Raw genomic sequence first — 14,324 nt, 5'->3', positions numbered from 1 at the left:
GAACCGCCTTGTGGGCCGTATAGACACGAGGTGCCTCCAGGGGTGGAAGGAGTACGCCTCGAAGGCCCTTGCCAGGGCCCCTGATTAGCGGGAGCGAGGCCATCATGCCCTTGGGAAAAACACCCTGTCAAATGTTTTGTAGTGCTTTTTCTAACTTACTACATCCTTGGTCTAATGCGACTTGGCAGTCAGTTTCAAGGCCTTTGGTCGAGGCCTTGAATTGCCTGGGATCAGTCCAGAAGGTCGACTTTGACACGCAAAGTCATGTTTTCACCCCGTTGCGTGCTGTACGTACGGCTTGACGGGTTGCGGTCGGCTTGACTCTGCTGGTTGTAGCCGGCCAGGGTGATCCATTCGCCGAGCCTTCCGCTGATTGTCGTGTCGGTACTTTGCACTTTCACTACATCGGCACGTTCCTGGCTGATTCGGTCATTATTGGTGCTTATTTGCAGGCGAACCGTATCCCCGCTCAAGCTTGGCGTGACGTAGAAACCTTGGGTCACATTGCGGTATTCGGTGTTGCTCTGGATGCGCCCGTAGCCGTCGGTGCTGGTGCTTGTGACCGGGATGCTCTGGCCGACCTGAATCAGTGCCGGTTGGCCTTCGCTGGCCTGGATCTGCTGCAAGCCGCCTTCGCGGTTGCTAGTGCCATAGCGAATGACCTGGCCGTTGCCGTGGTTGTCCTGGTAGTTGCTGTCGTTGTTGTCGACACTGATCAGCAGCCGCTTGGGAACGGTGTCCAGCTGCTGCAGCAGGGCACGCAGGTCGTCGATGCGTTCGGGGCTGGCGTTGACGATCAGCTTGTTCTCGAAGGCGCTGACGGTGCCGTCGCGGCCAATGAATGCCTGGGCGGCGGGCAACAGCTCGGCGCTGCTGCGATGCTGCAAGGGCACCACCTCGGTGGCGGCCTGGGCAGTGAGGCTGGCGGCCAGCAGCAGCGAGGCGAAAAGGGGGCGTAGCGGCATGCTCATGTTCTCCGCAAGTGGAATCAACATGATGGCAAATTTGTCAGGAGTTTGCCGGGCCTGGATCACAGTGGCTTGACTGCATGTTTGCGGCTGAATGAACGCAGGGTGTTTTATCGGGTTTTATCTTGTAGGCTATAAATTATAGTCATCCAGATAATTGAGGATAATGACATGTCGCCCTCCCGCCCGCTCCTGCGCCGTGAGCAGCTGGCCAAGGCCCTGGCCCAGGATTTGGCCGGCGAATCGCTGGTCGATTACAGTTCGGGGATGTTCCTGGCGGCACCTCGGCGTACCGGTAAAAGTACCTTCCTCAACAACGACTTCATCCCCGAGTGTGTGCAGCGTGGCTGGCTACCGGTGTATGTCGACCTGTGGTCGGACCGCGACGCCGCCCCGGCAGACCTGATCAGCGGCGCGATCGGCACCGCGCTTGGCGGCTTCGAGAGTGCACTGGCCAAGGCGGCGAAAAAAGCCGGTATCGACAAGATCAACCTGCTGCGCACCCTCAGCTGGGATTTCACCCGTCCACAACTGCCCGCGGGCACCACCTTGGCCCAGGCGCTGGCGGTGCTGCACCAGGTGTCAGGGCAGATGGTGGTACTGATCATCGATGAAGCACAGCACGCCCTGAACAGTGAAGACGGCCTCAATGCCATGTTCGCCCTCAAGGCTGCGCGCGACCACCTGAACCGGGGTGACCGCCCGGACGGCCTGCGTCTGGTGTTCACAGGTTCCAGCCGCGACAAGCTCGCCAACCTGGTGCTCAAGAGCAAGCAGCCGTTCTTCGGTGCCAGCATTACCCCGTTTCCCTTGCTTGGGCGCGAGTATGTCGGCTTCATTACCGAACTGTGGAACCGCCGCCTGGCCGACAGCAACCAGTTCAAGGCCGCAGACCTGGAATATGCCTTCGAGTTGGTGGGGCGACGGCCTGAAATGCTCAACAAGTTGCTGGCCGAGGTCAGCGTAGGCTTGGGCGAGGCGGCTAACCTGGGTGAGTTGTTGCGCACCGGCGCGCTCAATCACCAGGCCGGGGTGTGGAGCGATTACGAAAGTGCCTGGAATGAGCTGTCGCCCTTGCAGCAGGCAGTGCTTCAGATCATGGCCGAGCGTGCCCAGGGCCGGCAGCCGTTCTCGCCGTTCACCGAGCAGACCTTGCTCGATGTGGCGCGCAAGCTGGAGCAGGCCCAGGTCGAAGCCAATGCCAGCACGCCCAGCGTGCAGAAGGCCCTGGACGCCCTGCGCGAGAAGGAGCTGGTGTGGAAGGCCAACCGCGGCGAGTACGCCTTGGAGGATGCGTCGATGGCGCAGTGGCTGACTCGCACACGCTGATGACACGCCTTGCGGTGGCCGCTGTCAGACAAATTCCGTAACATCGCGCCCCTTGATTTTTCGTACCGTCCGCCAGGACCGCACCACAGGATGCCCATGAAACCCGCCCGACTACGTGCCGACCTGCTCGCCGGCCTGACCACCTCGTTTGCCCTGGTGCCCGAATGCATCGCCTTTGCCTTGGTGGCCCATCTCAACCCATTGATGGGCCTGTATGGCGCCTTCATCATCTGCACCCTGACGGCGTTGTTCGGCGGCCGCCCGGGGATGATCTCCGGGGCTGCAGGTTCCATGGCGGTGGTGATCGTCGCCCTGGTGGTGCAACACGGTGTGCAATACCTGCTGGCCACGGTATTGCTGGGCGGGGTGGTGATGATCCTGTTCGGCCTGCTGCGGCTGGGCAAACTGGTGCGGCTGGTGCCTTACCCGGTGATGCTTGGCTTCGTCAACGGCCTGGCGATCGTCATCGCCATGGCCCAGCTCGAGCACTTCAAGGACGGCGAGCACTGGCTCAGCGGTGCACCGCTGTACTTGATGCTCGGCCTGGTGGCGCTGACCATGCTGGTGGTCTATGTGCTGCCAAAACTGACCCGCGCGGTGCCGCCGGCACTGGTGGCGATCCTTGGGGTTGGCGTGCTGGTGTACCTGTTCGACCTGCCAACGCGTACCCTCGGCGACATGGCGCACATCGCCGGTGGCCTGCCGCAGCTGGCCCTGCCGCAAGTGCCGTGGAACCTGGAAACCCTGAAGATCATCGCCCCCTACGCGGTGCTGATGGCCATGGTTGGCCTGCTGGAAACCCTGCTGACCCTCAACCTCACCGATGAGATCACCGAGAGCCGCGGCTACCCGGACCGCGAATGCGTGGCCCTGGGCGCGGCCAACATGATCTCTGGCCTGTGCGGCGGCATGGGCGGCTGCGCGATGATCGGGCAGACCGTGATCAACCTCAGTTCCAACGGTCGTGGCCGGCTGTCGGGCGTGGTGGCCGGGGTGATGATTCTGCTGTTCGTGCTGTTCCTGTCGCCGCTGATCGAACGCATTCCGCTGGCGGCACTGGTCGGGGTGATGTTCGTGGTGGCCCAGCAGACCTTTGCCTGGGCCTCGTTGCGGGTACTGCACAAGGTGCCGGTGAGCGACGTGTTGGCGATCATCGCGGTAACGGTAGTGACGGTGTTCACCGACCTGGCCACGGCGGTGCTGTTCGGCATCGTCATCGCAGCGGTGAACTTCGCCTGGCAGCATGCCCGCGAGCTATATGCCGACAGCCACGAGGACGGGGAAGGGTGCAAGCATTACCAGGTGCATGGCACGTTGTTCTTTGCCTCGACCGCGCCGTTTCTCAATCAGTTTGACCCGGCGGGTGATCCGGCCAAGGTCACCCTGGATTGCCGGCACCTGAGTTTTGTCGATTACTCGGCGATTGCTGCGCTGAAGACCTTGCGTGAACGCTATGCCAAGGCGGGCAAGCATTTGCGCGTGGTGCACCTGTCGGAGCGCTGCAAGAAGCTGCTGAAGCGGGCTGGAGAGCAGCACTGAGTATCGGCCGCAGGCACAGTCTTTGTGGGAGCGGCCTTGCGTCGCGAAAGGGCTGCAACGCAGCCCCAGGTTTCCGGTGGTAATGCATGAGTTGCCGGGGCCGCTTTGCGGCCCTTTCGCGACGCAAGGCCGCTCCCACAGGGGGCGCTGAACTCAGGCTTCCCCGCGGTTCTTCTTGACGATGGCATCGGCAATGCTCGCCGGTGCCTCGGCATAGCGGGTGAACTCCATCGTGTAACTTGCACGCCCCTGGGTCATCGAGCGCATCGAGGTGGCATAGCCGAACATTTCCCCCAGCGGCACTTCGGCACGGATCACCTTGCCCGCCGGCGTCTCGTCGCCATCCTGGATCATGCCGCGGCGCCGGCTCAAGTCACCCATGATGTCACCCTGATACTCCTCCGGCGTCACCACCTCGACCTTCATCACCGGTTCCAGCAACACCGCACCGCCTTTCTGCGACAGCTGCTTGGTGGCCATGGAAGCGGCGATCTTGTACGCCATCTCGTTGGAGTCGACGTCATGGTATGAGCCGTCGAATACCGCCGCCTTCAGGTTGATCAGCGGGTAGCCGGCCAGTACGCCGTTCTTCATCTGCTCCTCGATGCCTTTCTGGATTGCCGGTATGTACTCGCGCGGCACCACGCCGCCGACGATCTCGTTGATGAACTCCAGGCCTTCCTTGCCTTCATCGCCGGGAGCGAAGCGAATCCAGCAGTGGCCATACTGACCGCGCCCGCCAGACTGGCGGACGAAGCGGCCCTCGATCTCGCAGGTGTTGCGGATTTTTTCGCGGTAGGCCACCTGCGGCTTGCCGATATTGGCGTCGACGTTGAACTCGCGTCGCATGCGGTCGACGATGATGTCCAGGTGCAGTTCGCCCATGCCCGAGATGATGGTCTGGCCGGTTTCTTCATCGGTGCGCACGCGGAACGACGGGTCTTCCTGGGCCAGCTTGCTCAGGGCGATGCCCATCTTCTCCTGGTCACCCTTGGTCTTTGGCTCGACGGCCACCGAGATCACCGGGTCGGGAAAGTCCATGCGCTCAAGGATGATCGGTTTGTCGATGTCGCAGAGGGTGTCGCCGGTGGTCACGTCCTTCATGCCGATCAGGGCGGCAATGTCGCCGGCGCACACGTCCTTGATCTCGGCGCGCTGGTTGGCGTGCATCTGCACCATGCGGCCAATGCGTTCCTTCTTGCCTTTTACCGAATTGAGCACGGCGTTGCCTGAGCTGAGCACGCCTGAATACACCCGGGCGAAGGTCAGGGTACCGACGAAGGGGTCGGTGGCGATCTTGAAAGCCAGGGCAGAAAAGGGCTCTTTGTCGTCCGCGTGGCGCTCCAGGTGCTTTTCTTCGTCGTCAGGGTCGGTGCCCTTGATCGCAGGGATTTCCGACGGGGCAGGCAGGTAGTCGATCACCGCGTCGAGCATCAGTGGCACGCCCTTGTTCTTGAACGAAGAACCCAGGATGGTCGGCACGATTTCGTTGGCAATCGTGCGCTGGCGCAAGGCGGCCTTGATCTCGTCGACGCTGAGCTCCTCGCCATCGAGAAACTTCATGGTCAGCTCGTCATTGGCCTCGGCTGCAGCCTCGATCATGTGCGCGCGCCATTCGTCGGCCAGCGCCTGGAGCTCGGCGGGGATCTCTTCTTCGCGGTAGCTGGTGCCATTGTCGGCATCGTTCCAGTAGATCGCCTTCATCTTCACCAGGTCGATCTGGCCGATGAAGTTTTCTTCGCTGCCGATGGCCAGCTGGATCGGTACCGGGTGGTGCCCCAGGCGCTTGTCGATCTGCTTGACCACGCGCAAGAAGTCGGCACCCTGGCGGTCCATCTTGTTGATGTAGGCCAGGCGCGGCACGTGGTACTTGTTGGCCTGGCGCCAGACCGTCTCGGATTGCGGCTCGACACCGTCGGCACCGCTGAACACCACCACCGCGCCATCGAGCACGCGCAGCGAGCGCTCCACCTCGATGGTGAAGTCGACGTGGCCGGGGGTATCGATGATGTTGAAGCGGTACTTGTCGGCGAACTGTTTGGTCGAGCCTTGCCAGAAGGCCGTGGTCGCCGCCGAGGTGATGGTGATGCCGCGCTCCTGCTCCTGGGCCATCCAGTCCATGGTCGCGGCGCCATCATGCACCTCGCCCATTTTATGGTTGACCCCGGTGTAGAACAGGATGCGTTCGGTGGTCGTGGTCTTGCCAGCGTCCACGTGGGCGACGATGCCGATATTGCGGTACAGCTCGATGGGCGTTGTACGGGCCATGGCGGACTACCTGCGGCGATACGGATTCTCCCACGGTAGCAGAGCGGGGGAATCCTGCCTGACCGCCGGGCCGTCAGTCGGCCTGGGCTTGCAGCATCCACTGGCCGTCGATTTGGCGGGCCAGGCCGCTGGCCGGCAGCAGGGCCAGCAGGCGCTCGTGCAGGGCGGCTTCGGTGAACGTCTTGAGGATGGTGAGGTCCAGCGCACCGATCAGGCTGAGGTCGGCCTTGGTGTAAGACAGCCAGGCCTTTTTCAGCACTTGGGCGACGTCGCTGCCGGCGGTGCTGGCAAAGCGGCGGTGCCAGGGGCGGCCTTCGAAGGTGAAGTTGTGTGCATGACTGTAACTGCTTTCGTCGCTGCCTTCGGCGCAGCGGTAGCAGCGGCACGGGCCTTCGCCGAAGGCGCTGCGCAGGTAGCTGTTGAAGTCCACGACGGGCTTGAGGGTCAGGCGTTTGTCAACCTCGAACAGGTCGGCGATCAGGGGTTCTTCGGCGCTCACTCAGGTGTCCTCGTGTGGTGTGGCGTGCATCGGCGGGCACCCTAACAGATCGGGCTCTTCAGATCACCTGTTGCAGGTCTGGCCCTTTCGCGGGTGAACCCGCTCCCGCAGTTAGTGTGCGTACCTTGAGCAATGTGCAATCTCTGTGGGAGCGGGTTTATCGAGGCGTCGAACCGCCGCGAAGAGGCCAGTAGAGACAATAGAGATCACCTGCCGTACTCTACGCGCCTTAACACGCCCAACCCTTTTTCGAGGTAACCCCGCTTGAGCACCAAGTACCCGTACACCGCCACCGTGACCATCAGCGCCGAAGACCGTGGCGGTGACACCGAGGCCTCGGAAAACCCCAACATGCGCGTGGGTCTGGAAGCGGTGACCGAAACCCTGAAGAAGGTGCATTTCGTCGGTACGCTCGCGGCCCCCGAGAAGTCGGCCACGCACATCTGCGTGACCTTGGAGAACGGCCTGACCTACTACGGCCCGATCGTCAACGGCCACGCCGAACTCGAAGGCGGCTGGATTGCCTTCGAGTCCGACATGCTCACCCCACAGGAACTGGGCCTTTAAGCCTCAGACCAGATCGGCCAGGCACTGCTCGAGGATATCCAGCCCCTCTTCGAGCACCTCGGCCTCGATAGTCAGCGGTGCCAGCAGGCGGATGATGTGCCGCGCCTTGCCGCTAGGCATCAGCAGCAGGCCCTTGGCCCGCGCCGCTTCCATTACCTTGGCCAGCTGCGCCGGGGCCGGGTTGCCATCGGCATTGACGAACTCGATGCCACGCATGGCACCTACGCCAGTCAGTCGGCCGATGAACGGGCTCAGGCCCGAGGCCTTCCAGCGCTGGTGGCGGGCAACAATCGCTTGTTCCTGGCGCTCACCCCAGGTGGCGACGTTCTCGTCGGTCATCTGTGCCAGGCTCGCCAGCGCCGCCGCGCAGGCGATCGGGTTGCCCGAATAGGTGCCACCCAGGCCGCCCTTGGGCAATGCCGCCAGCAAATCCTGACGCCCGACCACTGCACCCAGCGGCATGCCGCCGGCGATGCTTTTCGCCAGCAGCAGCAGGTCCGGCTCGATACCCAGGCGCGGGAAGGCAAAGCGCTGGCCAGTGCGGCCGAAGCCGGACTGGATCTCGTCGATGATGATCAGGATCCCGCGCTCGTCGCAGAAGCGCCGCAGCGCCTGGGCAAACGCCGGGTCGAGGGCGAGGAAACCCCCTTCGCCTTGTACCGGTTCGAAGATGAACGCTGCCACGTCCTCGACCGCCAATTCCACGCTGAACAGGCGGTCCATGGCCTTGAGCGCCTGCTCGCAGGTGACGCCGGTGTCGGCGCTGGGGTAGGGCAGGTGGTATACAGGCCCCGGCAGTTCGCCGACCCGCTGCTTGTAGGGGGCGACCTTGCCGTTGAGGTTCAGGGTGGCCAGGGTGCGGCCGTGGAAGCCACCGTCGAAGGCGATGATGGCGCGTTTGCCGGTGGCGCCGCGGGCGACCTTCAGGGCATTTTCCGCAGCTTCTGCGCCACTGTTGGTGAGCATGCCGGCCAACGGGTAGCTGACCGGGACGAACTGGCGCAGGCGCTCCATCAGCTTCAGGTACGGGCCATGGGGGGCGGCGTTGAAAGCGTAGTGGGTCAGGCGGCTGGCCTGGGCCTGGATTGCTGCGACCACGGCCGGGTTGCAGTGGCCCAGGTTGAGTACGCCGATACCGCCGACAAAGTCGATGTAACGTTTGCCGTCGGTATCCCAGACTTCGGCATTACGGCCATGGGAAAGTGTGATCGGATGAACGATGGCGATGGATTGACTGATACTTTCCAGATTCATGGGCACGTGGACCTTGTTCGAGTTTCTTAATATCCAAGCGCGCCGCAGTATTATTCCGCAAACGAATTATTCGATTGCGGTCATTCCCCAGATTCATGAACTTGCCTCTTCGCGGGCAAGCCTGCTCCCACAGGTACCGCGCAAGACTTGAATCTTGCGCAGAACCTGTGGGAGCAGGCTTGCCCGCGAAGAGGCAAGTTCAGGTTACGTCAATCCCCCTCAGCCACCCGCTCGCGAATCCACTGCACGAAGGCCTTGACCTTGGGCACTTCTGCGGCGTGCTCGGCATGGGCGATGAAATGCCGGCCATTGCTCGCCACCGGGTGGTCCCAGGCCACCACCATCTTGCCTTCGCTCAGTTCTTCAGCCACCAGGTAGCGCGGAATCAAAGCTATGCCACAGCCGGCGATGGCCGCCCGGATGCACAGGTAGAACGTGTCGAAGCGCGGCCCGTGGTAGCTGTTCTGGCTGTGCAGGCCCAACCCCAGGAACCACTCGTGCCAGGCCTCCGGGCGTGATGCGCACTGCAGCAGCCGGTGTTCGGTAAGCGCCTCGGCACTGTCGAAACGGTGCCGGGCCAGCAGGCCGGGCGCACACACTGGCACCACTTCCTCGCTGAACAATTCGATGCAGGTAGCCCCCGGCCAGGTGCCCTGGCCGAAGAAGAAGGCGATATCGGCCTTGGCCTGCACCAGGTCGAATGGCTCCAGTTCGTTGCGGATGTCCAGGTGAATGCGCGGGTGGCGGTCGCCGAATCCTTTGAGCCTGGGCACCAGCCAGCGTGCGCCGAAGGTCGGCTGGGTGGCGATGCGCAGCACCTCGGTCTCGTCGCCGTAGCTGAGGATGTAGCGGCTGGAGATGTCGATCTGGGTGAGGATCTTGTTCACTTCGGTGAGGTACAGCGCCCCCGCCGGGGTCAGGTGCAGGCGCCGGCGAATACGCTGGAACAGCGAATGCGAGAGCATGTCCTCAAGCTGCGCCACTTGCTTGCTGACGGCGCTCTGGGTCAGGTGCAGCTCCTGTGCCGCACGGGTGAAGCTCAGGTGCCGGGCGGCGGCTTCGAAGCACTGCAGGGCGGTGGTCGAGGGCATCAGGCGTTTGGACATGGCAGGCGCGTACCGAGCAAAAAAGGAAGAAGTTCATTCCATATCGGAATCATGTGCTTCGAAAAGGTCGTTTGTTGACCTCGCCCTATAGATTAATACTGACCTCGATCAACGATTACAACCGGTATGGCGAAGAGGAGGCAAGTGCGCGACCGGCGACATAAAACAACAACAACGAGCAATACGACCTACCCGAATTCTGCTCCAACTTTCAGCCGTCGACGGCACATGCGCCGCACGCCGGCCGACCCATTCGAGGGTTCTTCATGGCTTCGCTACACAACAACAAACAGCGTTCCTTGCAGCACGGTCTGACCTCGCGTCAGGTGTCCATGATTTCCATTGCCGGCATCATTGGTGCCGGCCTGTTCATCGGTTCTTCCAACGCCATCGCCACTGCGGGCCCGGCCATTCTCATCTCCTATGCAATGACCGGCCTGCTGGTGCTGCTGGTGATGCGCATGCTTGGCGAAATGGCCATCGCCAACCCCAACAGCGGTTCGTTCTCCACCTACGCCTCGGAGGCCATCGGCCCCTGGGCCGGCTTTACCATCGGCTGGCTGTACTGGTGGTTCTGGGTGCTGATCATTCCGGTCGAGGCCATTGCCGGTGCAGACATCCTGCATGCCTATTTCCCTGGCGTGCCGTCCTGGCTGTTCGCTTTCCTGATCATGGTCGTGCTGTCGGGCAGCAACCTGGTCAGCGTGAAGAACTTCGGCGCGTTCGAGTACTGGTTCGCGCTGGTCAAGGTGGTCGCGATCATCGCCTTCATCGGGGTCTGCAGCCTGGCCGTGTTCGGCTTCTGGCCGCTGGCCGAGGTGTCCGGCATCAGCCGCCTGTGGGACAACGGCGGGTTCATGCCCAACGGTTTCGGCACCGTGCTCGGTGGCGTGCTGATCACCATCTTCTCGTTCTTCGGTGCCGAGATCGTGACCATTGCCGCCGACGAAACCGCCAACCCGAAAGACAAGATCCGCCGCGCTACCAATCTGGTGGTGTACCGCATCGCCATCTTCTACCTGGCGTCGATCTTCCTGGTGGTGTCGCTGGTGGCCTGGAACGACCCAAGCCTCAAAGCGGTGGGCTCGTTCCAGCGTGTGCTGGAAGTGCTGAATGTGCCGGGGGCCAAGTTGCTGGTCGACCTGGTGGTGCTGGTGGCGGTGACCAGTTGCATGAACTCCGGCCTCTACACGGCTTCGCGGATGCTCTACTCGCTGGGTGCCCGTGGTCAGGCGTTGAGCATGACCAAGCGTATTTCCGGCGCTGGCGTGCCGACCGTGGCGGTGATCCTCTCGACCCTGGCAGGCTTCGTCGGTTGCTTCGTCAACTATGTACTGCCGGGCAAGGTATTCGGTTTCCTGCTGTCCACCACTGGCGCCATCGCCTTGCTGGTGTACCTGGTGATCGCCGTGTCGCAACTGCGCATGCGCGCCCGTGCCGAACGTGAAGGGCGGCCGCTGGAGCTGAAGATGTGGCTGTTCCCTTGGCTGACCTGGCTGGTGATCGGCACCATCGTGATGGTCCTGGGCTACATGCTGTTCAGCGATGCCTACCGCTACGAGACGCTGATGACCGCCGGCGTGACCCTGTTCATCCTGCTGGTGTCGCTGACCCAGAAGGGCGGCAAGGTGGTTGCCCAGCCGGCTTGAGCTTCTGCTTTAATGGGGGGCGTTTCGCGCCCCCCATTCCAACAAGCACAGGCAGCGTATGAACGACCCGATTCTTTCTCTCCAGGCCCTTGCCGCCCCCGAAGGTACTTGCTTTGGTTGTGGCTGCTCCCACCCATCCGGCCTGCACTTGCAAAGCCACTGGGATGCCGACGGCATTCACCTGTTGTGCCGGCACTCACCCGACAGCACCTTCATCGGTTGGCCCGGCCTGGTCTATGGGGGCCTGCTGGCCATGCTGGTCGACTGCCATTCGAACTGGACCGCCATGGCCTACCACTACCGCGCCGAAGGCCGTGAAGCGGGCAGCCTGCCGCGCATCGACTGCGTCACCGGCAGCCTTGGGCTGAATTACCTCAAACCCACCCCGATGGGCGTGGAGCTGCTGCTCAAGGCGCGCGTGGAAGGTGAAGTCGGGCGCAAGACCCGGGTCATCTGCGAGGTCTGGGCCGGCGATGTACTGACGGTAAGCGCCGATTCGGTGTTCGTGCGGGTGGACACCGAAAAGCTCAAGCTCAAGGCGCATGGCCAAGCCAGCTGAGCCAGACCAGCTGATCAACGGCCGGTGATGGTCAGCCGCGCGGGATGTCTCTAGAGTGACAAGTCCATTCCCAAGGCCAAGGTTGACCATGACCGATCTGAGCGCTTTCCCCATCACCCGTAAATGGCCCGCGAAGCACCCCGAACGCCTGCAACTGTACTCGCTGCCCACGCCCAACGGCGTCAAGGTGTCGATCATGCTGGAGGAGATCGGCCTGGCCTACGAACCGCACAAGGTCAGCTTCGACAACGATGACCAGCTGAGCCCCGAGTTCATCTCGCTCAGCGCCAACAACAAGATCCCGGCGATCCTCGACCCCAACGGCCCGGGCGGCCAACCGTTGCCGTTGTTCGAATCGGGGGCGATTCTGCAGTACCTGGCAGAAAAGAGCGGTCAGTTGCTGAGCCAGGACCCGGCCCAGCGTTACCAGACCCTGCAGTGGCTGATGTTCCAGATGGGCGGCATCGGGCCGATGTTCGGCCAGGTTGGTTTCTTCCATTTCTTTGCTGGCAAGGAATACGAAGACAAGCGTCCGCGCGACCGTTACGTCAACGAATCGAAGCGCTTGCTGGGTGTGCTGGACCGGCACCTGAAAGGGCGCGAGTGGATGGTCGATGAATACAGCATCGCCGACATTGCCATCTTCCCTTGGGTGCGCAACCTTGTGGAGCGTTACAACGCACGCGATCTGGTGGGCTTCGACGAATTCAAGGAAGTGCAGCGTGTGCTGGCGAAGTTCCTTGAGCGGCCAGCGGTGCAGCGTGGCCTGAAAATCCCCGCCTGATCAGTCAACACTGACCTCTGTAGGAGCGGCCTTGCGTCGCGAAAGGGCCGCAAAGCGGCCCTGGCGATACTTGCGGCGGAGCTGAATCCTGGGGGCGCTTCGCACCCCTTTCGCGACGCAAGGCCGCTCCTACAAGACTCGCATTTCAGCCTAGAAGATCTGGTTCAGCAACCAGTACAGGCTCCCGGCCAGCAGCATCGCCGCCGGCAGGGTCAGCACCCAGGCCATCAGCAGGTTGATCAGTGTGCGCTGCTGAATCCCCGAGCCGTTGGCGACCATGGTCCCAGCCACCCCCGAACTCAGCACGTGGGTGGTCGACACCGGTAGCCCGAACATGTCCGCCGCACCGATGGTGCACATGGCGACCACTTCCGCCGAAGCACCCTGGGCATAGCTCAGGTGGGTCTTGCCGATCTTTTCTCCCACTGTCACCACGATACGCTTCCAGCCGACCATGGTGCCCAGGCCCAGTGCGATGGCCACCGCCACCTTGACCCAAAGCGGGATATAGCGGGTGGCGTCGTCCAGCTGGGTCTTGAACAGCTGCACATGGCTGCGGGTATCGGCGTCCAACGTCACCAGTTGTTTTTTCTCGATCAGGCGGATGGCTTCGCTGGTCAGGTACATGTCGTTGCGCACGTTGGCCATGGCCTCGCCCGGCACGCTGCGCAGCGAACCGTAGCCTTTGACCTGGTCACCGATCATGCCGGTGAGCTCAGCCAGCGCCGGCACCAGTTGCGGGCTGGCCTTGGGCTCGGCGATGAACGCGGTTAGCACCTGGCGCGGGTCGCCGGGGGCCGGCCCGGGGGCCGTGCGTACCAGCGCCTGGCGGGTCACCTCGGCCACCGCAGAAAACTGCAGCGCCTGCTCGCTGGGCATGGTCTTGTTCAGGGCATAGGCCATCGGCAGGGTGCCCACCAGGATCAGCATGATCAGGCCCATGCCTTTCTGCCCGTCGTTGGAACCATGGGCGAACGACACGCCGGTGCAAGTCAGGATCAGAATCCCGCGGATCCACCATGGCGGTGGCGTGCGGCCTTCCGGCGCCTGGTACAGCTCCTTGCGCTTGACCAGCGCGCGCAGTGCCAGCAGCAACAGGGCTGCGCAGGCGAAGCCGATCAGTGGCGAAAACAGCAGGGCATAGCCGACCTTGCTGGCCTGGGCCCAGTCGACCCCGCTGGTGCCGTCACGCCCGTGCATCAGCGCGTTGGCCACGCCGACGCCGATGATCGAGCCGATCAGCGTGTGCGAGGAGGACGCCGGCAACCCCAGCCACCAGGTGCCGAGGTTCCAGATGATGGCTGCCAGCAGCAAGGCAAAGACCATGGCAAAGCCTGCCGAGGAACCGACCTGTAGAATCAGCTCCACCGGCAGCAGGGCGATGATGCCGAACGCCACCGCGCCGCTGGAAAGCAGCACGCCGAGGAAGTTGCACAGGCCGGACCAGACCACCGCCACCGGCGCCGGCAGCGAGTGGGTGTAGATCACCGTGGCCACTGCGTTGGCGGTGTCATGGAAGCCGTTGACGAACTCGAAGCCCAGGGCAATCAGCAGTGCCAGGCCCAGCAGCAGAAACGGCGTGATGGTGGTGACCACCGTGTCGCTGGCGGTCACGTCCTGCTTGAGGCTCCAGGCGGTGTAGGCGATACCGGCCAGCAGCAGGCCGAAGAACAGTACGAGGGTGGCGCGCCCGGGTTTGTGCGAAAGCTGCGGGCGGGAATCGCTGTGGGCCAGTGGCTGCTGGCTGGCCAGGGACGGGGTTGCCATGGGGGCTCCGGTTGGCGTCGGCGAGGGTGGCTCTG

12 protein-coding genes are annotated in these 14,324 nt (G+C 62.9%); 6 read left to right on the top strand and 6 right to left on the bottom strand.

Annotated features, from left to right (window positions below):
• Positions 1 to 230 precede the first annotated feature (230 nt).
• Positions 231 to 995, bottom strand: coding sequence for a secretin N-terminal domain-containing protein (locus BUQ73_RS16795; RefSeq protein ID WP_192858661.1), 765 nt, complete (start codon positions 993 to 995; stop codon positions 231 to 233).
• Between the two features lie 144 nt (positions 996 to 1,139).
• Here BUQ73_RS16795 and BUQ73_RS16790 point away from each other — a divergent pair, with 144 nt between their 5' ends.
• Together BUQ73_RS16790 and BUQ73_RS16785 are read left to right on the top strand one after the other, a co-directional pair.
• Positions 1,140 to 2,297, top strand: coding sequence for a hypothetical protein (locus tag BUQ73_RS16790; RefSeq protein ID WP_079228911.1), 1,158 nt, complete (start codon positions 1,140 to 1,142; stop codon positions 2,295 to 2,297).
• Positions 2,298 to 2,393: 96 nt separating this feature from the next.
• Positions 2,394 to 3,836 carry a SulP family inorganic anion transporter gene (locus BUQ73_RS16785; protein WP_079228910.1) on the top strand — a complete coding sequence of 481 codons (1,443 nt, stop codon included), beginning with the start codon at positions 2,394 to 2,396 and terminating at the stop codon, positions 3,834 to 3,836.
• A 153-nt stretch (positions 3,837 to 3,989) separates the two neighbouring features.
• On the opposite strand, the gene fusA is transcribed toward BUQ73_RS16785, so the two are convergent.
• Together fusA and BUQ73_RS16775 are read right to left on the bottom strand one after the other, a co-directional pair.
• The gene (fusA, locus tag BUQ73_RS16780; protein WP_079228909.1) at positions 3,990 to 6,104 is read right to left on the bottom strand and encodes an elongation factor G; all 2,115 of its coding nucleotides are present in this window, start codon (positions 6,102 to 6,104) and stop codon (positions 3,990 to 3,992) included.
• 73 nt (positions 6,105 to 6,177) lie between these two features.
• Positions 6,178 to 6,603, bottom strand: a complete 426-nt coding sequence (locus tag BUQ73_RS16775) for a hypothetical protein (RefSeq protein WP_079228908.1) — start codon at positions 6,601 to 6,603, stop codon at positions 6,178 to 6,180.
• Between the two features lie 264 nt (positions 6,604 to 6,867).
• On the opposite strand from BUQ73_RS16775, the gene BUQ73_RS16770 reads away from it, so the two are divergent.
• Positions 6,868 to 7,170, top strand: a complete 303-nt coding sequence (locus tag BUQ73_RS16770) for a hypothetical protein (protein ID WP_027920590.1) — start codon at positions 6,868 to 6,870, stop codon at positions 7,168 to 7,170.
• A gap of 3 nt (positions 7,171 to 7,173) precedes the next feature.
• Here BUQ73_RS16770 and BUQ73_RS16765 read toward each other — a convergent pair whose 3' ends face one another.
• The gene (locus BUQ73_RS16765) at positions 7,174 to 8,424 is read right to left on the bottom strand and encodes an aspartate aminotransferase family protein (protein WP_079228907.1); all 1,251 of its coding nucleotides are present in this window, start codon (positions 8,422 to 8,424) and stop codon (positions 7,174 to 7,176) included.
• 209 nt (positions 8,425 to 8,633) lie between these two features.
• Complete coding sequence (gene gcvA, locus BUQ73_RS16760) at positions 8,634 to 9,530, bottom strand: transcriptional regulator GcvA (protein WP_079228906.1); 897 nt, start codon at positions 9,528 to 9,530, stop codon at positions 8,634 to 8,636.
• Between the two features lie 266 nt (positions 9,531 to 9,796).
• Between gcvA and BUQ73_RS16755 the strand changes: the two genes are divergently transcribed.
• From BUQ73_RS16755 to BUQ73_RS16745, 3 genes are all read left to right on the top strand, one after another.
• Entirely contained in the window at positions 9,797 to 11,179 is a 1,383-nt protein-coding gene (locus BUQ73_RS16755; protein WP_079228905.1) for an amino acid permease, read from the top strand.
• Positions 11,180 to 11,237: 58 nt separating this feature from the next.
• Entirely contained in the window at positions 11,238 to 11,738 is a 501-nt protein-coding gene (locus BUQ73_RS16750) for a PaaI family thioesterase (RefSeq protein ID WP_027920586.1), read from the top strand.
• Between the two features lie 88 nt (positions 11,739 to 11,826).
• Positions 11,827 to 12,522: a glutathione S-transferase N-terminal domain-containing protein gene (locus BUQ73_RS16745; protein ID WP_079228904.1), complete on the top strand. Its 696-nt coding sequence runs from the start codon at positions 11,827 to 11,829 to the stop codon at positions 12,520 to 12,522.
• Positions 12,523 to 12,672: 150 nt separating this feature from the next.
• Here BUQ73_RS16745 and BUQ73_RS16740 read toward each other — a convergent pair whose 3' ends face one another.
• On the bottom strand, positions 12,673 to 14,289 hold the full coding sequence (locus BUQ73_RS16740) for an inorganic phosphate transporter (protein WP_079228903.1): 1,617 nt from the start codon (positions 14,287 to 14,289) through the stop codon (positions 12,673 to 12,675).
• Between the last annotated feature and the right edge of the window lie 35 nt (positions 14,290 to 14,324).

The organism is Pseudomonas putida (assembly GCF_002025705.1).
Classification (GTDB): Bacteria; Pseudomonadota; Gammaproteobacteria; order Pseudomonadales; family Pseudomonadaceae; genus Aquipseudomonas; species Aquipseudomonas putida_J.
The sequence above is the reverse complement of the archived record's forward strand: the minus strand, read 5'-3'. Positions and strand labels throughout refer to the sequence as shown.